At 37.5% G+C, this 21,198-nt stretch carries 21 protein-coding genes; 18 read left to right on the top strand and 3 right to left on the bottom strand.

All coding sequences use genetic code 11. The features are described from left to right. The first annotated feature begins 58 nt into the window (after window positions 1-58). The 9 genes from hemA (at window position 59) to Q4489_RS13045 (ending at window position 8,690) form a co-directional block, all read left to right on the top strand. The gene (hemA, locus tag Q4489_RS13085; RefSeq protein WP_303481073.1) at window positions 59-1,321 is read left to right on the top strand and encodes a glutamyl-tRNA reductase; all 1,263 of its coding nucleotides are present in this window, start codon (window positions 59-61) and stop codon (window positions 1,319-1,321) included. A gap of 127 nt (window positions 1,322-1,448) precedes the next feature. Then, complete coding sequence (gene prfA, locus Q4489_RS13080) at window positions 1,449-2,537, top strand: peptide chain release factor 1 (RefSeq protein ID WP_303481072.1); 1,089 nt, start codon at window positions 1,449-1,451, stop codon at window positions 2,535-2,537. 9 nt (window positions 2,538-2,546) lie between these two features. Next, window positions 2,547-3,407, top strand: coding sequence for a peptide chain release factor N(5)-glutamine methyltransferase (gene prmC / locus Q4489_RS13075; RefSeq protein WP_303481071.1), 861 nt, complete (start codon window positions 2,547-2,549; stop codon window positions 3,405-3,407). Between the two features lie 20 nt (window positions 3,408-3,427). Next, entirely contained in the window at window positions 3,428-3,793 is a 366-nt protein-coding gene (locus tag Q4489_RS13070; protein ID WP_303481070.1) for a SirB2 family protein, read from the top strand. 62 nt (window positions 3,794-3,855) lie between these two features. Continuing rightward, window positions 3,856-4,662, top strand: a complete 807-nt coding sequence (locus tag Q4489_RS13065; RefSeq protein WP_303481069.1) for a tetratricopeptide repeat protein — start codon at window positions 3,856-3,858, stop codon at window positions 4,660-4,662. A 42-nt stretch (window positions 4,663-4,704) separates the two neighbouring features. Then, window positions 4,705-5,976: a DUF819 domain-containing protein gene (locus Q4489_RS13060; RefSeq protein ID WP_303481068.1), complete on the top strand. Its 1,272-nt coding sequence runs from the start codon at window positions 4,705-4,707 to the stop codon at window positions 5,974-5,976. Window positions 5,977-5,996: 20 nt separating this feature from the next. Then, on the top strand, window positions 5,997-6,839 hold the full coding sequence (gene kdsA / locus Q4489_RS13055) for a 3-deoxy-8-phosphooctulonate synthase (RefSeq protein ID WP_303481067.1): 843 nt from the start codon (window positions 5,997-5,999) through the stop codon (window positions 6,837-6,839). Window positions 6,840-7,408: 569 nt separating this feature from the next. Further along, on the top strand, window positions 7,409-8,248 hold the full coding sequence (locus Q4489_RS13050; RefSeq protein WP_303481066.1) for a DUF5050 domain-containing protein: 840 nt from the start codon (window positions 7,409-7,411) through the stop codon (window positions 8,246-8,248). A gap of 82 nt (window positions 8,249-8,330) precedes the next feature. Then, window positions 8,331-8,690: a GFA family protein gene (locus tag Q4489_RS13045; protein ID WP_303481065.1), complete on the top strand. Its 360-nt coding sequence runs from the start codon at window positions 8,331-8,333 to the stop codon at window positions 8,688-8,690. Window positions 8,691-8,864: 174 nt separating this feature from the next. On the opposite strand, the gene Q4489_RS13040 is transcribed toward Q4489_RS13045, so the two are convergent. Next, complete coding sequence (locus Q4489_RS13040) at window positions 8,865-11,075, bottom strand: hypothetical protein (protein WP_303481064.1); 2,211 nt, start codon at window positions 11,073-11,075, stop codon at window positions 8,865-8,867. Window positions 11,076-11,544: 469 nt separating this feature from the next. Here Q4489_RS13040 and Q4489_RS18310 point away from each other — a divergent pair, with 469 nt between their 5' ends. The 3 genes from Q4489_RS18310 to Q4489_RS13035 all read left to right on the top strand — a co-directional run bounded on the left by Q4489_RS18310 (window position 11,545) and on the right by Q4489_RS13035 (window position 13,332). After that, complete coding sequence (locus tag Q4489_RS18310) at window positions 11,545-11,778, top strand: MAPEG family protein (protein ID WP_368389606.1); 234 nt, start codon at window positions 11,545-11,547, stop codon at window positions 11,776-11,778. Between the two features lie 195 nt (window positions 11,779-11,973). Further along, window positions 11,974-12,210: an MAPEG family protein gene (locus Q4489_RS18305; protein ID WP_368389605.1), complete on the top strand. Its 237-nt coding sequence runs from the start codon at window positions 11,974-11,976 to the stop codon at window positions 12,208-12,210. Window positions 12,211-12,372: 162 nt separating this feature from the next. Further along, window positions 12,373-13,332, top strand: coding sequence for an MBL fold metallo-hydrolase (locus Q4489_RS13035; protein WP_303481063.1), 960 nt, complete (start codon window positions 12,373-12,375; stop codon window positions 13,330-13,332). A 74-nt stretch (window positions 13,333-13,406) separates the two neighbouring features. Here Q4489_RS13035 and Q4489_RS13030 read toward each other — a convergent pair whose 3' ends face one another. Then, entirely contained in the window at window positions 13,407-14,489 is a 1,083-nt protein-coding gene (locus Q4489_RS13030; protein WP_303481062.1) for a hypothetical protein, read from the bottom strand. A 279-nt stretch (window positions 14,490-14,768) separates the two neighbouring features. Here Q4489_RS13030 and folK point away from each other — a divergent pair, with 279 nt between their 5' ends. The 6 genes from folK (at window position 14,769) to Q4489_RS13000 (ending at window position 18,965) form a co-directional block, all read left to right on the top strand. Next, window positions 14,769-15,269, top strand: a complete 501-nt coding sequence (gene folK, locus Q4489_RS13025) for a 2-amino-4-hydroxy-6-hydroxymethyldihydropteridine diphosphokinase (RefSeq protein ID WP_303481061.1) — start codon at window positions 14,769-14,771, stop codon at window positions 15,267-15,269. 161 nt (window positions 15,270-15,430) lie between these two features. Continuing rightward, complete coding sequence (gene folX, locus Q4489_RS13020) at window positions 15,431-15,808, top strand: dihydroneopterin triphosphate 2'-epimerase (RefSeq protein WP_074499506.1); 378 nt, start codon at window positions 15,431-15,433, stop codon at window positions 15,806-15,808. After that, on the top strand, window positions 15,805-16,443 hold the full coding sequence (gene folE / locus Q4489_RS13015; RefSeq protein ID WP_303481060.1) for a GTP cyclohydrolase I FolE: 639 nt from the start codon (window positions 15,805-15,807) through the stop codon (window positions 16,441-16,443). The genes folX and folE overlap by 4 nt, the downstream gene beginning before the upstream one ends. Beyond that, window positions 16,440-17,165, top strand: a complete 726-nt coding sequence (gene folM, locus Q4489_RS13010; RefSeq protein ID WP_303481059.1) for a dihydromonapterin reductase — start codon at window positions 16,440-16,442, stop codon at window positions 17,163-17,165. Before folE ends, folM begins: the two co-directional genes overlap by 4 nt. A 60-nt stretch (window positions 17,166-17,225) precedes the next feature. After that, on the top strand, window positions 17,226-17,999 hold the full coding sequence (locus tag Q4489_RS13005; RefSeq protein WP_303481058.1) for a class I SAM-dependent methyltransferase: 774 nt from the start codon (window positions 17,226-17,228) through the stop codon (window positions 17,997-17,999). A 225-nt stretch (window positions 18,000-18,224) separates the two neighbouring features. Further along, window positions 18,225-18,965, top strand: a complete 741-nt coding sequence (locus tag Q4489_RS13000) for a PEP-CTERM sorting domain-containing protein (RefSeq protein WP_303481057.1) — start codon at window positions 18,225-18,227, stop codon at window positions 18,963-18,965. Between the two features lie 65 nt (window positions 18,966-19,030). On the opposite strand, the gene Q4489_RS12995 is transcribed toward Q4489_RS13000, so the two are convergent. Continuing rightward, on the bottom strand, window positions 19,031-21,160 hold the full coding sequence (locus tag Q4489_RS12995; RefSeq protein ID WP_303481056.1) for a winged helix-turn-helix domain-containing protein: 2,130 nt from the start codon (window positions 21,158-21,160) through the stop codon (window positions 19,031-19,033). Window positions 21,161-21,198 lie beyond the last annotated feature (38 nt).

The raw sequence follows: 21,198 nt of genomic DNA, 5'->3' as shown, positions 1-21,198 counted from the left end.
AAAGTAATTGTCAGCGCTATTTCATTATTAAAATATTATAGGTTTATCTTTACGTTTTATGCCCATACTTGCTGTTGGAATAAATCACAAAACTGCACCCGTTGCTGTTCGAGAGAAAATATCATTTAACCCTGATAATTTGTCTTCGGCACTGCAAGATATGTTACGCCATGTGCAGTGTAAAGAAGCAGCTATTTTATCAACCTGTAATAGAACTGAACTTTATTTAGTTGAAACAAAATCAATTACTGACACTAAAGCGTTGGTCACATCTTGGTTAGAGAAACATCATAACGTAGCTGCAGCATCAATCCTACCAAGTTTATATTGGCACCGCGACCAACAAGCCGTTAACCACATGATGCGTGTTGCTTGTGGTTTAGATTCATTAGTGCTAGGTGAACCTCAAATTTTGGGGCAGATGAAACAGGCATATAGTCAGGCTAAAGCTGCAGGTTCAATGGCATTAGTGATGGACCGACTTTTTCAACGAACTTTTGGCGTCGCCAAGCAAGTTAGAACAGATACGGATATTGGTGCAAGTGCTGTGTCAGTTGCGTTTGCTGCGGTGAATTTAGCGAAACATATTTTTGCTAGCTTAACAAAGGCTAACGTATTATTAGTAGGGGCTGGTGAAACGATTGAGTTAGTTGCGAAACATTTATATGAAAACAATGTTGGCAGCATAACGGTAGCAAACCGCACCTTGTCACGCGCGCAAGCAATGGCTGAGAAAATTGGTGCTAATGTGATAACACTTGCACAAATTCCTGAACAAATTAGTGATGCTGATATCGTGATTAGCTCAACAGGCAGTACGTTACCCATTATTGGTAAAGGCATGGTAGAAAATGCGTTAACGAAGCGCAAACATCGCCCTGTTTTTATGGTTGACCTTGCGGTTCCTCGCGATATAGAAGAGCAAGTTTCAGATTTAGAAGATGTATTTTTATATACGGTTGATGATCTTCAAGGCATTATTGCTAAAAATATCGAAAATAGACGCAAAGCAGCAGTAGATGCTGAAGCGATAGTGACAGAACAAACCGATAGTTTCATGGCATGGTTACGTGGTTTGAATACGCAAGATACGGTAGTGAGTTACCGCAATCAGTGTTTAACAGAACGTGATATTTTACTTGAAAAGGCAATGCAGCAGTTAGGTGCTAACAAAGACCCACAGGCGGTTGTTGCCGAGTTAGCCACTAAATTAACGAATAAATTTATGCATGCGCCAACTAGCGCTATTCAAAATGCTGCACAAGGTGGGGAATTAGATAAAATTGTTTACCTACGAGATATTTTTAATATCGATAAATAGCGACAACTTAGGCTCTTTGTTGAAAGTCGCTGAGTAAGCCTTTACACTTCGCGCAATTCTCAGAGAAATTATTCAATAAATGGTGCAAGCACACCGTTTAATTAACTTATCAAAAGATAGAAGTTTCATGAAAAAGTCAGTTTACGAAAAACTAGAAGGGTTAGTAGAGCGTTTTGAAGAAGTTCAAGCGCTTTTGTCTGATCCTCAGACCATTGCCGATCAAGAAAAATTTCAAGCATTATCAAAAGAATTTAAGCAGTTAGATGAAGTCACAGAAGTTTTTAATCGCTATAAGTCAGCTCAAGACGATTTCGCTACCGCTGAAGAAATGCTAAAAGATGAAGATCCTGATCTAAGGGAAATGGCCCAAGATGAATTTAAAGAAGCTAAAAAAGCCGTTGAAGCATTAACAGACGAATTACAAATTTTATTACTACCGCGCGATCCGAACGACGATAATAACTGTTTCGTTGAAATTCGTGCTGGTGCAGGTGGAGACGAAGCCGCTATTTTTGCGGGTGATTTATATCGTATGTACACCCGATATTGCGAGTCTAAAGGCTGGCGTATTGAAGTGATGAATATGAACGAAAGCGAGCAGGGTGGTTTTAAAGAGGTAATTTTTAAAATAGCCGGTGAAGGCGTTTATGGTCAAATGAAGTTTGAATCAGGCGGGCATCGCGTGCAACGTGTTCCTGAAACTGAATCGCAAGGGCGTGTTCATACATCTGCTTGTACTGTTGTTGTGTTACCTGAAATACCTGAATCAGAGGCGATTGAAATTAACAAAGCAGACTTACGTATCGATACGTTTCGCGCATCAGGTGCAGGTGGTCAGCACGTTAACAAAACCGATTCTGCCATTCGTATTACCCATATTCCAACAGGACTAGTGGTTGAGTGTCAAGACCAGCGTTCGCAACATAAAAACAGAGCGCAAGCTATGTCAGTATTACAGGCGAGATTACAAGCGGCAGAAGATGAAAAACGTCGCAGCGAAGAAGAAGACTCACGTCGAAATCTCGTTGCAAGTGGTGATCGTTCAGAGCGTATTCGCACGTATAATTATCCGCAAAGTAGAATGACAGATCATCGTATTAATTTAACCCTATACCGTTTAGCAGAAGTTATGGAAGGTAGCCTTGGTTTAGTGTTAGAGCCTATTTTACAAGAATACCAAGCTGATATGCTTGCTGCGCTTTCTGAAAGTCATTAATCAACTTATATGGGTGAACGTACAAGCTTCACAATACAGCAAGCAATTGAATACGGTAGAAGTTTATGTTCTACGGTATCTGACTCAGCTAAGTTAGACAGCCAGATATTGCTTGCGTTTTGTCTTGAAAAGCCAACTAGTTACTTGTTTACTTGGCCTGATAAAACGCTAGCAACTTCACAGCAACTGTTGTTTGAAACGTTAGTGGCGCGAAGGGCTAATGGTGAGCCCATTGCTTATTTAACCGGCGAAAAAGAGTTTTGGTCATTACCGTTAAAAGTTTCACCCGCAACCTTGATTCCTAGGCCAGATACGGAAGTACTGGTAGAGCAAGTGTTATTAAACCATAAAGCAAATAATTGTCGTTGTTTAGACTTAGGGACGGGAACAGGTGCTATCGCTTTAGCATTAGCTACAGAGAAACCAAATTGGCAAATAGAGGCAGTAGACTTTCAACTAGAAGCTGTTGAACTAGCAAAACAAAATGTTGCTCGTCTTGGTTTACAAAATGTGTCTGTTTATCAAAGTGACTGGTTTGCTCATATTGATCAAGCAACCCGATTTGATATTATTGTAAGCAACCCTCCTTATATTGATAAACATGATCAACATTTGTTAGAAGGTGATGTAGCCTTCGAACCCAAAAGTGCGTTAGTTGCTGAAAACGATGGTCTTTCAGATATTCAAAAAATAGTATTTGATGCGCGTAGCTATTTGGTTTCAGGTGGGTATTTATATATAGAGCACGGCTGCGGTCAAGCACTTGAGGTACAAAGCATTTTTTCAGAATTTGATTATCATCATATTCAAACCGTGAAAGATTATAACAATAACGATCGAGTCACACTGGCTTGTTACAACAATAAATAAAATATTTAAGGAAATTATACATGTTTAAGCATTTACATATGACATTGGCGGCGATCAGTATTTCGTTATTCACCATTCGTTTTGTATGGACACTAATAGGCTCTAAGCAGTTAGACAAAAAATGGGTAAAAGTTACGCCTCATGCCGTAGATACTTTGTTATTGATTTTTGGTGTTGTTTTAATGGTTCAAGTTGGCTGGAATCCGTTAGAGCATACTTGGTTAGCTGAGAAGTTATTAGCAGTAGTTGCCTATATTTTTACTGCTTATTACACCTTAAAGTTAGCGAGAAATCGCTTGATGCAATTTGTAGGTTATCTCGGTGCAATTGGCTGGATAGTGCTTGTAGTACGTTTGGCGTTAACTAAAGACAATATTTTGTTTTAGCCGTATAACCGCTTTTTTTAAATATTGCGCCCGTAAGTTTTAATAGGATAAAAGTAAATTTAATGAATGATTTGTTGTTGTCAGAAATTTGTTCTGAACAAAGTGATTTATTTTCATTGTTGGTTTTAATTGAAAAGTATGTTTTTGACAAACACGCTAGTAACCAATTCGAACGTGTCATTGCGCCCGTTATAGAAACCTGCCAAGACGCTATTGAGGGTATAGATGACACAATGGCTCAAGCTGAATGTTTAATCAATGCGTTGTATGTTGATGAGTTATTTATCGATAAACAACGTGCTGCCTGGCCTGTTCTTTCCTGTGTTATTGAAAGCGCAATTGCACACAGAATATTGTCTCCTGTGGTCAAAGCCGCCGTAATTCTACACATTATTAATCGCTGTCAGTTAGAGGCTGAAATTGTTTATGTCCCTGAAAGCGTGATGGTTAGAATTATATGTGATGATGTTTATTCAATTATTTTTGACCCTATTACTGGCGAGTCATTGAATTGGGAAGAATTAGATAGACGATTAGACGGTTTACCTAATGAGCCTCATAGTAAATATTTAGAACCAATGGATAAAAGCAGTACTATCGTTGAGCATTTAACATTATTAAAAAATAGCCTAATAAGCGAAGCAAAATTTGATCAGGCGTTAAAATGTGTTGATTTATTGTTAGCAATTAAGCCAGAGGACCCTTTTGAAAGACGCGATAGAGGTTTTTTACTGCACCAACTTGACTGCTTTAAAGTTGCTTATGATGATTATCAGTACTTTGTTGAGCAATGCCCTAAAGATCCTGCAGCGCAATTGTTAAAGTTACAACTCGATAACATAAACTTAGGCGAGACCGTGTTACACTAATCGCCATAAAAAATAATAAGACAAACAAATTGGAGATTAATTATGTTTGCCGATCCTACAGTAGCAGATGCTGCTCATGCACCATTATTAACAAACGACGCAACTATTCTGGGTATTTTTGCCTTAATGTTAGGTTGGGTATTTTATACGTCAAATAGCCAATCGCCGTTTTGGAAAAAGTTTTATGGCGTAGTTCCTGCCGTATTACTTTGTTACTTCTTGCCCTCATTATTGAATACATTTGATATTATTCGCGGTGAAGACTCAAACCTTTATTATGTTGCTTCACGATACTTACTACCAGCCTGTTTAGTGTTGCTCACTATTAGTATTGATATTAAAGCAATCAAACGTTTGGGCAGTAAGGCGATTATTTTATTTTTTACCGGTACGGTAGGTATTGTTATCGGTGGTCCGATAGCGTTATTGATCGTATCAGCCGTTGTGCCAGAGCTAATAGGCGTATCAGGGCCAGAAGCTGCATGGCGTGGTATGACAACGGTTGCCGGGAGCTGGATTGGTGGCAGTGCAAACCAAGCGGCGATGAAAGAAATTTATGGGGCAGGTGACGCTATTTTCTCAACCATGGTAACGGTTGATGTTATCGTGGCTAATTTATGGATGGCAGTGCTGCTTATTATGTCAGGAAGAGCAGCATCTATCGATAAAAAATCAGGTGCAGATGTAAGCGCAATTAATGAACTTAAAGAAAAAGTTGAGCAATTTCATGCGAAACATTCACGCATTCCAAGCCTAGCTGATTTAATGATTATTGTCGCTGTTGGCTTAGGTGTAACGGGCTTTGCGCATTTGTTTGCAGATATTGTTACACCGTATTTTGTTGAGAATCATCCCAGCTTAGGAAAGTTTAGTTTTCACAGTAAGTTTTTCTGGATGGTCATCTTTGCCAGTACCGTGGGTATTATTCTTTCTTTCACCAAAGTGCGCAATCTAGAGGGGGCAGGTGCTTCTAAAGTAGGCAGTGCATTTTTATACGTATTAATAGCAACTATTGGTATGAAAATGGATGTGAGAATGATCATGGACACGCCACTCTATTTTGTAATTGGTGCAATTTGGATGATTATTCATGCTTCATTAATGTTGTTAGTAGCGAAATTAATTAAAGCGCCTTTATTTTATATGGCGATAGGTAGCCAAGCCAATGTTGGTGGTGCTGCATCGGCGCCGATTGTTGCCTCTGCATTCCACCCTTCACTTGCTCCGGTCGGTGTTTTATTGGCAGTATTAGGTTATACCTTAGGTACATATATGGCATGGTTATGTGGTCAATTTTTACAAGCAGTGGCTTAAGTAAATATTAGGAAATTAAGATGACAATTGAACAAGTTAAGGTTGGTGATATTTCTGTCTCCAACGACAAGCCCTTTACATTATTTGGCGGAATGAATGTGCTTGAATCTCGTGATTTGGCGATGAGTATTGCTGAACATTATGTTGAAGTTACAAGAAAGTTAGGCATACCTTACGTGTTCAAAGCATCGTTTGATAAAGCTAATCGCTCTTCAATTAACTCATATCGAGGGCCCGGAATGGAAAAAGGCTTGCGAATTTTTGAAGAAATCAAAACAACGTTCAATGTTCCTGTGATCACCGATGTTCACGAACCACACCAAGCAAAGCCGGTGGCAGATGTTGCAGACATCATTCAATTACCGGCGTTTTTAGCCAGACAAACAGATCTCGTGATAGAAATGGCGAAAACAGGCGCGGCAATCAACGTGAAAAAGCCGCAATTTTTAGCGGCTCATGAAATGAAGCATATCGTGACAAAATTTGCTGAAGCGGGCAACGAGCAAGTTATTTTGTGTGAACGTGGCAGTTGCTACGGTTACAATAATTTGATTGTTGACATGCTAGCTATGGATGAGATGAAAGCCATGGCTCCGGTTATTTTTGATGCAACCCATGCATTACAAAAACCAGGTGGCAGAAGTGATTCTGCTGACGGTAGACGTGCACAGGCGGCACAATTAGCGCGTAGTGGAATGGCATTAGGTATTGCTGGGCTTTTCATTGAAGCGCACCCTGATCCAGATAACGCTAAATGTGATGGCCCTTGTGCTTTGCCTTTAGATAAGCTTGAACCTTACCTAAATCAAATGAAAGCAATTGATGAGTTAATTAAAAGTTTTCCTCCTCTGATTACCGCCTAGATTAAATCCTAAACTAAAAAGGGTTAAGCACAACAAAAGGGGTCAGGTACAATTAGTAAATGTACCTGACCCCTTTTTTCATGATTATCGTATTGTGAGGTTTTCTCTTTCTTTTTTGCTTCCTGTAATAGCTTTTACTCAAAATGAATGGCCACGTTCTGTGAGTTATTTAATTGCTTAAATTTTAAACTCTTGGGTATCTCGTTTTCCTTTGCTGAACAACCCTTTAGTTGATATTAAAATGTAACATCATTTGATGTCCAGTTATGTATGGGAAATCCAAATAAGGGATGTCAGCTTATGCCATACTGTTTGCGTTCCTGAGCGTCACGCCATCATCTGCTAAATCGTTAATCTAGGGTTATCTGTGCTTAATAACTTCTTGAGCGTTGTCAGTGAAAAATCATCTAAAAGTCATAAGAGTGTCAGGTATTCTAAGCACAGTTCGGGTAAATTGAGCGCTTAATTAACGTATTTAAACTAAACAAAATAATTCGCTGGCTTCAAAAAAGGAAAAATTTATGAAACCGACTTACCTTTCCATACCTTTGTTACTATCTCTGTTGATAATGAGTGGCGAAAGTCACGCCCAAGATGATGTTCAAGTGCTCGATAGCCCTTATACCATTGCCTATACTTCAAAGGGAGTAGTAAAAATTTATTCAAGTGATAAAGAAGGTAAAGCAAATATTAAAAGCATCAATACCGAAGGTGATTACTTAGCTTTGTCACCTGACGGAAACACATTTGCTTTTCGCTTATATTTTGATGGCGGAAAGACTTGGTCTATTCACACAATGCACATTGATGGTACGAATATTGAACGATTAACTCATGCTAAAAATAAATGGGATAGTGCACCTGCATGGACTCCTGATGGCCAAAAAATTGCGTTTGCAAGAGAATACAAAGATTCGGAAGGTGTTTGGCAGGCAGAAATTTGGATAATGAATCCAGATGGTAGCGAAAAGACTCAAATAAAGTCATTAAAAGGAAGTAACCCTTATTTTACTCCAGATGGGAAGATAGTCTTTTCTTCTGAACATAAAGATAGAAAAAGTGAGATTAGCATAGCTGATATAGATGGAAGCAACGTTATCCACTTGACAGATAATGCAGCAGAAGAATGGCATCCAGACGTTTCTCCTGATGGTAAACAAATCACTTTTATGTCGAACAGAGATGAACATTATGAAATTTATGTAATGAATATAGATGGCTCTGATCAAAAACGATTAACATTTAATAATGCGGGTAATTGGCATCCATCTTGGTCACCTGATGGTGCTAAAATAATTTTTTCATCGTCCAATAAAGATAAAGAGTCACATATTTATATGATGAATAAGGATGGTTCTTCAGTACAAAAGATTATCTCTCATGGTAGAAAAGCGATATTTCAGCATTAGCCAGAACCAAGTATCATTCCAGTAAAGGTGACGCCAAAAGGTGGCTCGCCTTCATGAGGTGTTATAAGAACGAGGAGACGACATGATCGAAGCGACTTGCCATTGTGGAAATATAGCAATAACCACAAATAAATTACCAGAATCAATAACAAGTTGTAATTGTTCTATGTGTTATCGTATTGGTGCTTTGTGGGCATATTACACAGCGAATCAAGTAATAATAAAACAAGAATCGAATAATGCAGTATATCTATGGGGTAATAAACTACGTTCGTACCACTCATGTTCGTTTTGCGGTTGTATCACTCATTACACACAAACACGAGATGATGGAACAAATAGAGTTGCAATAAATACTAGAATGGTAAACCCAGATATTCTTAAAGCAGTTAATACTAGATATTTTGATGGTGCGAACACATTTAAATATGTCGAACAATAAAGCTCTCAATAAATCACTCTTAGTTTTGAACTCGTTACTGGTTTTTTTACGAAAGTGTTAGTGTAGGTTAAGGCGTATACAAGCCTGAGTTGATCGGTAATTTACGTTTTATACTAAAAGAAAGAGGCGAGAAACTATTATAGATTGTCTAAACAGTTTCTGCCTCTATTAATACTAGTGGATAGTCACTTGTACTTCAATCCAAGCGCCTGCAGTACCTAATACACCGCCTTTATCGACAGGGTATAGAGTAAATCCATTCCAGGGGTCTGAAAAGGTGTGATTTATCTGTAAAGGAGCGTCATTAAAGTCTTCTAATGCCCAGCTTGAACTACGCGAGTTAGGCGTTGAGTCTAACAATAATGAATTGTGGTTATACCAAGGGGCTTCATTATTATCCATGTAGTTTTGTAAGTTGATTGAGATACCATTTTGCAATAAAGGTGTGCGTAATTGATATTCAGGAGCAGTATTTACTTCACTTTTTTGCATCGTTCTGTATTCAACCCAAAAGGTTTTTTCACCGTCACCAGATTTAATTTTAAGTCCGATATTACCCGGTGCATTATGACCAGCGGCAGTACCGTGATCAAAAGCATATATCCTATAAACGCCAGAGGTTGTTACGGTTGGTACGTCAGTGTCACTAATCCAATTATTGAAGTAACCTTTGTACATCAGGTTCATTTCTTCTAGAGAGTGAGCTCCCATTCCCATCAGGCCAAAAACATTACCATAATTGATCACGCTGTCATTAGCATTACCGTTTAACATGCTATTACCACCTTCTATCGACATGGAGTGGTGCAAACCTAGGGCATGACCAGTTTCGTGTGCAATAGTACCAGCTTTATAGGTGTATATTTCCATCAACGGTGGACTCGCTTGAGAATTAATGAAATATGTTCCTTCTGTTCCTACAGGAGGAGCCGTTACCATGATAATGGTACCATCTCCAGGAAAGTTAGGGTCAACACCTGCATTAACAAGTTGTTCTCGATAGCCAGGGTTCCATAATGTCTTGTCATTATTATAATAATCATGATTATTTGGCATGGTTATTTTGGGTTTAATTTCCCATGTAAAATTAAAATTACCGTAAGATTGCTCTGTAAAATATTGCTTAGCAATCTGCATTTCTGTATTGATTTGTGCATTTGTAAATTCAAGATCTTGGTCTGGAAATCTGATTGGATATACCAGCACATGAACTCCATTATGATCGTAACCATCATTACCTGGATCGGCGGCTCCAGGAGTAACACGGCAACTTGTCGCGTTAAAGTCTGCAACTACGCTAACGTCTTTAAATAAGCCTTCTAACCGAACGTTATTCCAACCATTATTCGGCTGAGTTAGAACCACACATTCTGTGTTTCCAACGCTTGAAGAACGAATACTGTCATCGCCTGATGTTGGCCAGCCATTAGCATTAGCAGCAAGAGTTAAATTTCCTAACCCATATTTTGTGCTAAAAGCGATGCTTGTTACATTTTGATTAAACGTAGAAACACTAAAACCATGCCCTTTTGAAGCTGCTGGCACACAAACAGGCACGCCATCACTTAAAGATGTAACAGTGGTTGGGCCTTCAATAGCACAAATATCGTTCAACGCACCGGTATTTGGATCAGGGTTTGTTGATCCTGTTGTTGTTTCCACGGTTGTTGTATTACTCCAGCCAGATCTATGCGTGCTATTTTCAGCGTACATTGTGTAATAGTAAGTTGTATTTTCTGTTAAACCGCTATCAATGTAGCTTTCTGAGTTGGCCGTAGGGGTGGCAATGGTTGTCCATGAGCTGCCAGCTGATGATCGTTGAATAACAAATTGATCTTCATTATTAGCATTATCATTCCAAGTTAAATTGATGGAGTTGCTATTGCCTGTACCTGTAAGGTTATTTGGTGCAACTAAAGAGCCGGTATTTCCTCCGGGGTTACTGCCAGTTGAACTTCGACATGTACTCGCACCAAAATCAACAGCTAATGATGCGCCATCTCGCGTTCCTGTTATTGCTACCATTAGCCAATATTGGCTAGGGTTATTAATAACAACACATTCATTATTCGTATTTACATTCAGTGATTTGTAAGCATTACTGTTTGCCGCAGTGCTTGGCCAATTACCTTGGCCAACATATAGACCTAAGTCACCAGTACCATGCGCTGTGCTTATCGCTACACTGTTGTGTGAATTTGCACCTCCCAAACTGAGGTATGCAGTACCATTATTGCTTACACAAACAGGTGTACCGTCATTGATTGAGTTTGAAGGCCCTTGCGTTGCACAGGTATCAGGTAATTCATTACTCATTGATTGATATGACATAAATAATAAAGAACTAAAAAGTCCTTTTATTAATACGGATGAGCGAATTCTCATCTTTTCCTCCTAGTAAAATTAATGTTTTATTGTTTTTTAGTACTTTTATTTTTCGCAATTATGTAAACAAATGTTTCTAAATTGCTTATTTAAAAGTATACCGTATACAATATATTTTCAAACAGAGGGTAATATTTGTTAGTAATTAAATTGCATATAAAATAACCATTTTACTTTTTTATTGATTGAGTTTTTTGATAAAAAACCTAGTTTTTTGATTTAAATAGTTATTATTTGTTTTGTCGTTGGCGGGAACGGGACTGCGGTAGTTGAACTATTAACAAAAAATGAAGCGTTATTATGTCTATTGAAGTTCAGAATTAAACAATATCGATTAATTTCATAAAATTTATTTCTTAAAACTGGATGGTGAAGGGGTTTCGTGTGAGAAAATAATAAAAAGGGTCAGGTACAATCCTAAATCTCTGAACTATGTGTTTTCAATATTTATGTTTATTAGGAAGTTTGTATGTTATATCCAATGTTCTTAATGGTTTTGTTAACTTTTATAGTCGGTTGTTTTGCAGTGAAAGCTCGTTTTTCCAGCGTTAAAAGCGGTAATATAAGTGCACGGTATTTTAAATTAATGGATGGTAATAACATACCCGAAGTTGTCACAATAACTAGTCGAAACTTTAATAATCAGTTTGAAATACCAACGTTATTTTATGTCGTTAGCACTTTATATATTAGGGTCTGTTGATCTTTCGCGTTTATTTTTGCAGCAGTTAATTGGTATTTAGACAAGGCATTGCGATTAATGTGTGGTTATTCCACATGAAAAAGCAATAACGACGTATAAATGACAAAAAACGCTGCCCTTTGGGTTTAGCTAAACGCTATTTCTTCATCGTTGTTCGCAATTTACATGGAATAACCATGCGTCATTGCTCACGCCTTGAACAAAAAGCGTTTAGTTCAAACAAAATTTAATCTCGAAAGATCAACAGACCCTAGTATTGGTATAGAAAGTAATGTTGCAACTGTATTTGCTTGGCTATTTGTTATTTTACGTATCGTACATGCTTTTATTCACTTAACGTATAATCATATTATTCATCGTATGTTGACCTTTTGGGCTGCGTTTATTTGTGTAATGGTTTTGTGGGTTAATTTATTAATACAACAAACCTAACAGCTAGAATAACTATAAACACAAAACAATAAACGGCCACCTCTGGTGTGTTAGGTTTTGTGGCTGTTTTGGTGAAATTGGCCAACGTTTGATATTACTTAATCGTTAATGCTAGTGTCATTAAATCACACGTAATGTCAGTAAAAGGTATAAGGAATCGTCATGAAGTCTCAATTATTACTTTCGTTAATCTGTTCTTTTTTTATTTTAGTTTCCCTGCAAGCCAACGCAAGAGAGGTAAAGCTACATCAGGTAAGTGAATTAAAAGTCACCACGTTATCTACCATGTTAGCAAATCGGGGAATAGGTGAGTGGGGTTATGCTGCACTTATTGAAGTAGACGGACGTAAAATATTGTTCGATACAGGTAATCGGCCACAAACCGTGCTGCAAAATGCCAAAGAACTACGCATTGACCTATCAGATGTTGAAGATGTGATTTTAAGTCATAATCATGGTGATCATACCGGTGGGTTTGAAACGTTAAGAGCACATTTTAGCGAACAAAATTCTAAGGCACTTTCACGTGTGCATGTAGGCAAAGGTATTTTCAACAAACGTGTTGGTCGTGCTAACCGTATGTTGGCAATGAAGAATACATTAGAAAAACAAGGCGTGGTATTTAATGAGTACACTAGCGTTAAAGAAATTTATCCCGGTGTTTGGTTAACAGGTAATGTTGCACGTGTTCATCCCGAACGAAATTGGGGAGGACGAGGCCGCATTGAAACTTCGCACGGTCATATTGAAGATAATATTCCTGAAGATATGTCGTTAGTGATCAATACCAAAGATGGCTTTGTTTTGATTTCTGGATGTGGTCATGCTGGCATTATCAATACGATGGAACATATCGTTAAGCATATTCATCCAGGAACAATTACCACGGCGATAGGTGGTTTTCATTTGATGAATGCTGATGATAAACATTTAACCTGGACTGCAGATAAGTTAAAATATTTTGGTTTGCAAAATATGATGGGCGCACATTGTACAGGTATTAATTCGCTTTATACGCTACGCCGACTATTAGCATCAAACAGAAAGCAAGTAGTTGTCGGCTCTGTTGGCGATAGTTTTAGTTTACGTGAAGGGGTTAAACCCGGCGGCATTGCGCGGTAAACACGTTTAGAACGCCGAATTCAATGTCGGCGTTCTATATACTTTTATGTGTAACGTTCTGACTTTGAAAATAACTATTCAAACGTAACCTTCACCACGCCGTTATTATACAAGCCAATGTAAATGACGGTTTTACCTGAGTTTTCAACCGCTAGCATACTTCTAACACCACCTTTAAATTCTTGCTTTTCATAGGTATACGATTGCCAAGTTTGGCCTTCGTCTTTGCTCATTTCTAAGATTAAGGGTTGTACATTTCCGCCTTTATCCCAGCCAGCGGTGTATAAAACAGTTTGATCGATTGGGTCAAATACGGGGGAAAAATGAAAACGATAATCTTGCTCTGTGAGCAGTGGCAGCCATGTTTCACCATAGTCATTAGAATGAACAATGCCACCTTCACCACTGGCGACAATACGCTCATTATTTTTTGGATCATATAAAATTTGATAAATTACACTGGGGCTAGGTAAATGTTCATTAATCGCTTGACCATGCATCGTTAACTGATAGGTTTCAGTATTAAGTTGGTCTAAAATTGGGCTCTCAATACCGTTTTGTCCGCCATACCAAACATCTTGTTTTTCCGGGTGCAATAAAATAGAGCCTAATCCTGTACCGAGTGAGTCCCATTGTCCCTCTTCTACGGTCCACGAACGGCCATTGTCTGAAGAGCTAGCTAAAACATATGAACCTGTCGCGTATAGTTTTTGTTTTTCATTATCATAAGCCAAAGTTCGAGCCACTTCATTAGATGAGAAATCACCGCCAAAGTTATTGTCAAACTGTTGCCAAGTTACACCAGCATCGGTGGTTTCAATAAAAAGTCCTTGTTCTTTTTGTTTAACACTGGCAAGCCAATGTGTGTCACTAATTACCACCATAGCTAATACGTGGAAGCTTTTGTCAGTGATGATTTGCCAGTTAGTATCATATTGATACAATCCCTGATCAGTTAACGCGAGCAACTGTCCATTAATCTGCATCAGTTTTTCGATTTTATGCTTTTCCAATCCAAATTCAGTAAATTTAGGCGTTAATGGTGAGCTTGGTTTTTCAGGTACGGTGATAGCTTTATCATCTGAGCTTGAATTACAGCCAAGTAAGAATGCCCCTAAAATAGAGAACAAGATAAACGATACAACGTTTTTATGCATGATAATCCCTTATTTGTCATTGATATTATGAATCATCGAGGTTATCAAAGGTAAAATTTAAAAACTGTAACTCTATGTAATCAAAGTAAATGTAAAGGCAGGTGTTACATTTTTAATTGACGTGAAGGGGGTAAAGCCGCGGCATTGTGCGGCAACAGCATTTTTAAACATTAATGATTTACAGAGGTTGTAGCCGTATAAAGAAGTTTAAGCATAAATTTTTCTATTTTCATGTGATAATAGTCACTTGTTGAATTTTTATCAGCTAGAGATATCGTTATGCCTAGAGTTTATCTAAGCCTTGGGAGTAATATTGAACGTGAGCAGCACATATCGCGTGCACTGGATGCGCTCAATAATGAATTTTCCCCGCTTAGCGTGTCACAAGCCTATGATTGTGAACCCGTGGGGTTTGCGGGTAACAATTTTTTAAATTTAGTGGTGGGTTTTGACTGCGATTGTTCAATTGCTGAGATCGCCACTATTTTGAGAAAAATAGAAGATGACAATGGTCGAGTAAGAACTGGGCCAAAGTTTTCATCAAGAACGTTAGATATTGATATTCTTACCTTTGGGAAAGTGGTTGGCACGGTTGATAGTGTAACATTACCGCGCGGCGAAATTACTGAAAATGCTTTTGTATTGTTACCTCTTTCAAATGTTGCCCCTGATGAACTTCACCCCCAATTGAATAAAAGCTACCAACAGCTTTGGCTGCACTATGATAAACAACATCAAAAACTATCGGCCATAGAGTTTAATTGGCAACCGAAAAAATAATCGTTAAACAGATAGTGCTGCATAGATTATATTGCTTTAATACAACACTTAACGTGTTCAGTAATTTAAATTCAATATTTTTATCATTGAAAGGTGAACCCTAAATTACCTTTATACGTATATACTTATGATTAAAAAGAATAAAAAAACAGGTCAGATTTATGAACAACAATGCCATTATCACCATTACCAATTTACGGTTAAGAACCTTTATTGGCTTTAATGAAGAAGAGAAAAACAAACAACAAGACATTGTTATTAATGCAGAAGTACATTATCCCGTTAGCAAATTGTGTTTAAATGATAGCGTTGAAAGTGCACTAAATTATAAAACAATTTGTAAAGATATTATTAACCACGTTGAAAGTGGTCGTTTCTTATTATTAGAAAAATTAACCAGTGATGTATTAAATATTTGTGTTAATCACCCGTGGGTGAATTATGCAAAGGTTACCATAGATAAACCTCATGCATTACGTTTTGCTGATTCAGTTTCACTTACTTTAAGCTATCAAGCAGAGGAAGGGGGCATATTATGATCAGCCCTGAAGCAGTGTTAGTTCGAGATACTTTAATTGCTCGAGGCTTAGAAACGCCCATGGTAGTTACTGAGTTAACTAGCGAAGAAAAGTACACACGTCTAAAAGGCTTATTTACTGAGGTGGTTAACACGCTTGGTTTAGACTTAACCGATGATAGCCTTGCTGAAACGCCGCATCGTATTGCTAAAATGTATGTTCATGAAATTTTTTCAGGTTTAAATTATGAACACTTTCCAAAAATTTCGATAATTGAAAATAAAATGGCTGTTGATGAAATGGTTAAGGTGACTGATATTAATCTAACTTCAACCTGTGAACATCACTTTGTTACCATAGATGGCTTAGCGCAAGTTGCTTATATTCCCAGTAAGAAAATCATTGGCTTGTCGAAAATAAACCGTCTGGTGCGCTTTTTTGCACAAAGACCACAAGTTCAAGAACGTTTAACCCAGCAAATATTGGTGGCAGTGCAAGCATTAACTGAAACTGAAAACGTTGCTGTGTCAATTAACGCCACGCATTTTTGCGTTAAATCAAGAGGCGTGATGGATGTGAACTCAAAAACCACCACTACGGCACTCGGTGGAATTTTTAAAACGAATTCACAAACACGCGCGGAGTTTTTATCGTGAGCCAAGTAATATTAATTACCGGCATTGGTAAACGATTAGGTTTAGCACTAGCAAATTATTATTTAGCTCAAGGTTATCAAGTCATTGGTACTTATAGAACTGTGTATCCCGTGCTAGATGACTTAAAACAACAAGGTGCTGATCTATATCAAGTCGACTTTTATCAACAGGCTGAACTTGACAAGTTTGTTGCCCAACTAAAGCAAAAATATAGTGTGTTGCGCGCTATTATCCATAATGCGTCAGATTGGTTACCTGACAATGCCCAAAGAGATGGATTGCAACTTTCTTCTGCTGAAATTTTGCAAAGGATGATGACTATACACGTGTCCGTTCCGTATCAATTAAACTTGGCATTACAAGCGTTATTGAAAAGCTCTGATATTGGCGGGGCAGATATTATTCACTTAAGCGACTATGTTGCAGAAAAAGGCAGTAAAAAACATATTGCTTATGCGGCAAGTAAAACTGCAATAAATAGTTTAACCTTATCCTTTTCTGCGCTGTTGGCACCTAATGTTAAAGTGAATTCAATTTCACCTGCGTTATTAAAGTTTAATGATGGTGATGATGAAGCCTACCAACAAAAAGCGTTAGCAAAAGCGCTGCTGCCGAGAGAAGGCGGTTTTAATGAGGTAATACAAGCCGTTGATTTTATTTTTAATAGTCAATTTATGACTGGCAGAAACATGCAATTAGACGGTGGTAGGCATTTAAAATAATCGATAAGCTGCAGTTATTTGACCTTATTCGTTGTTGAGAACCACATCAGGATATTTCATATGGATTATTTATCAATAAATCGAAAAGCATGGGATGAGCGTACCAAGATTCATATAAATTCAAGGTTTTATGATGTTGATGCTTTTATAGGCGGCAAGTCTTCGTTAAATAAAATTGAGCTTAACCAAGTAGGTGACGTTAAAGGGAAAACGTTATTACATTTGCAGTGCCATTTTGGTTTAGATACCTTATCGTGGGCTAGAAAAGGTGCCAGTGTCACTGGTGTTGACTTGTCCGTTGAAGCTATTGCACAAGCAAATAAACTTAAAAACAAACTTGGCTTAACAGCTACTTTTATCGCTGCTGATCTTTATCAATTTTCAGATGACAACGCCAAACAATACGACATTGTTTATACTTCTTATGGTGCGCTTTGTTGGTTACCTGACATTGACCGTTGGGCTCAAACGGTAGCCAAGGCTTTATTGCCAGGTGGTGAACTTCACCTGATAGAGTTTCACCCCGCCATTGATTTATTGACGGGCTATTCATACTTTTCAAGTGTAGATCCTGATGTTGAGGTTGAAGAAACTTACACAGAAAACAGTGATGGCGCTAAATCAACAATCGTCACATGGCCGCATTCTTTAGCTGATGTGATCACTGCGTTAATATCTGTAGGTTTATACATTGAGCAAGTAAATGAATTTCCTTATAGCCCCTATAATTGCTTAGAAGATTTAGATTATGTTGCTGAGCATGGGTATCAGTTATTACACAAAGGGCAACAAGTGCCATTAATTTATGCAATTAAAGCGCGTAAGTTAATCTAGCACTTTTGATTATTTAGGCGCGATAATCGTTTAATAAGATCAGATTATAATTCATATAATTTGTATTTTAGTGTCAAATATTTTTACAATTTTAGCGGTTTGTTTATTTTAAATTTTATTAAGTTAATGAATTTAATTGAATTTTTCTTTTAGGTGCGATTCTTGCTTTTGTACTTGTGTGCAAATATTGAACTTTAAATCACTGAAAGCTGTAAGGAAAATAAAATGAGCTTAAAAAAAATACTGACATCTTCATTGCTTGTTCTTGCCTCGGTAAGTGCATCAGCTAATGTTATTTACCAAGAAACATTTGACGGTAATGACAATACTTGGTTCGCAGTAGATAATAACACCGGTGTAGGTGTCACGAATGAATCTGGCGCTATTTTTACTCGATTTGGTGGTTACAGTGATACTTTTGGTAGCGGTTTCACTACCAGTTTAGATATATATTTAGATTTAGACGCATGGGATATTGGCCAAGGATTTGATTATACTTCCGCGGTTAGTGATCAAGCGGGTAATCACCGTCGTGATTTCATTTTTCATGCTGGTAAAACCGCTAATGATGGTTTTGTGATAAACAGCTCTAACAATACTGACTCTACTTATAACGAATTTAAATTGATTGCTGATAATAGTTTTTTCACCGTTGGAACAAGTGGCTGGTACACCTTTGAGCAGAACTTTTATGATCTTAATGGTTTTTTAGCAGTAGATTTTAATTTATACGATAATAACCAAAGTTTATTGTTTACTGAAACACGCACATCAAATGCTGATGATATTGCAACCTCAATTGGCGGTAATCGTTATGGCTGGTTTACGTATACCGATAATAATTTAACTATTGATAATGCAACATTAATTCGAGCGGATATTGCGGCAGATATTCCAGAGCCTTCTACGTTAGCGTTGTTAGCGCTGGCATTGTTTGGTGGCGTATCACGCCGTATGAAAAAATAGATTATATTTTACGAATAGTAATAAAAGGGGCAAATTTTGCCCCTTTTTTAATAACACAGCATTGGTTAATAAATTTCTACAATATCTTTTTTATCGGTAACCACTTGTGTAGCTAACATTTGATAATTCTTTATATCTGTTAAAGAGGAAAGGTAGTGGGCTTTTTGATTAATCACACTAAACTCATGGGTGTCTAGATGATAACGCCAGAGTTGTCCGTTCTTATTCACTGAATAAATATTTTGTTTTTCAAGTAAAAATTCTTTTCGAGCTGATTGGTTATTAAGCGCTGATAATTGTTTTATTACTTGGTCATCTTTTTGCCAGAACGTGTTACTGTCATCTAATAAAATCAAGTTGCCGTTTGGTGTATATTGAGCCCATCGGACGGGTTCTGAGAATACATTGGTAAGCTTTCCTGAGCTTAGTGATAATAACGAAACATGGTTCTTATCGTTGTTAAATGATGACACTAGTACTTCGTTATCTGTTATCCATTGGTACACTTTGGTCACTGAATGCGGGTGCTTTAATTTGCTTGCTGTGCCATCTATATCTATCAGCCAAAGTTGGCGATTATTGGCAACAAGCATTTGAGCGCCCTTTGGATGCCATTGAAAATTGCTTAATTGACTGTCGATAGGAAAGAAAGTGAGCTGCTTAACGCGATTTTCTTGACCAAGCCAAATCTGTGCTTGACCTGACCTATTAGAAACAAACGCAATTTGCTTACCCAAAGGCTGGAATTTACCGCTGTGCTCTTGCGCGGTACTTCGATAAAGGCTAGGAAAATCTGTTGTCACTTGATTAATTTGATTTGGATGGACGGTGTCAGAAACTGTTGAAGTTAAGGTGACTTGTGCCACATCATTATCTAATCGCCCTCTACTCGCAAGTAAGGAAGTACCATCTGGTGATAATGCATACTGATGAGTATTTATAAAAGGTAATTGTTGAAAATGCTTTATCGAACCATCGTCATGCAATGTATAAATGTTTTTTCCAGTGGCAAAAAAATGTCTTCCTTTTCCATCATACGCAAAAGGTCGAATGTTGCGGTGAGCATTGAAAGACTGAGGTATTGATATACGTGTACTGCTAATAATGTTACCGGTTATTGAAATGAGTTCTCGCCAGTGTTGGTTGCTTTTATCTTTTGATAATACAACGAATTGTTGCTGTGCGGCTAAGTAATCAAAATAATAAAGTTGTTTGTTTTTTGGGTTATAAATATCAACGCTATCAGCAGCATTGAGCATGTATTTGGCAAGACGCCAGGTTTCATTTTTACCTCGTAGTATTGCGATGCTACCGTTATCTAACCATGTAGGATAGTTAAGTTTTCCTTGTCGACAATTTGCTAATTCAATTGGTGCCTGAGGTGACGAAAGTGCAGCATCAAAGTCTAAAGACATTACTTTCCAACATTGTTTTGGGTTTTGTTCTTTTTTGGACTCGGTACAAGCGTTTTTAGCCAAAAAGATTAATTTTTTCCCATCGGATGAAAAACGGTGCGGTCCGTAAAAATCAGTGGATTTTGTGAGTTGAATTTCTTCTTTAGTCGTATTATTTATCGCCCATATATTATTATTACAACGACCATCATAGCGATGAAATACAAGATAATCACCATCTGGCGCATAGCTTGGATATTGCTCTTTAAAATCAGAATGGGTGAGCTGTTTGATCGTTGAAAAGCGGTGTGTAGGTTGTTCAATATCGTTAATAAACGTAATAAAAAGTAATAATATCAACAATAAAGACGCTGATATAAATAATGATTTTTGACTAACATTTTTACTTTTATGTGTGACTGTGGGGGAATTTTCTGACGTTTTAGTGGCCGATAATGAAAAATCATCAGCTACCACGTTTACAGGAAACTCTAAGCAATAACCTTTTTTGTTGTGAGTTTTAATAATTGCTTGGTTATCACCTGAAATAACAAGTACTTTTCTAAGTTGAGTGATACAACGTTGCAGTGAATTAGTAGAAACCACAGTATCAGGCCAAACTTGATCAATAATATAATCTGTTGTTAATACCTCTCCTTGTTGCTTAGCCAGAAGTTGCAATACAGCAATTGTTTTCGGTGGAAGAATATGTTCCTCTTCAATGATCCCATCTTGTTGGATGATGATTAGGTTTCGCTGAATGTCGACGTAAAACTGACCGATGAAAAATTTTGTCGGCATTGAAAGTAATTCTCATAATCGTTGTTAAGCTAACATTA

Source organism: Thalassotalea sp. 1_MG-2023 (genome assembly GCF_030546745.1).
Classification (GTDB): Bacteria; Pseudomonadota; Gammaproteobacteria; order Enterobacterales; family Alteromonadaceae; genus Thalassotalea_C.
This window is presented reverse-complemented; position numbering and strand designations above follow the sequence as displayed.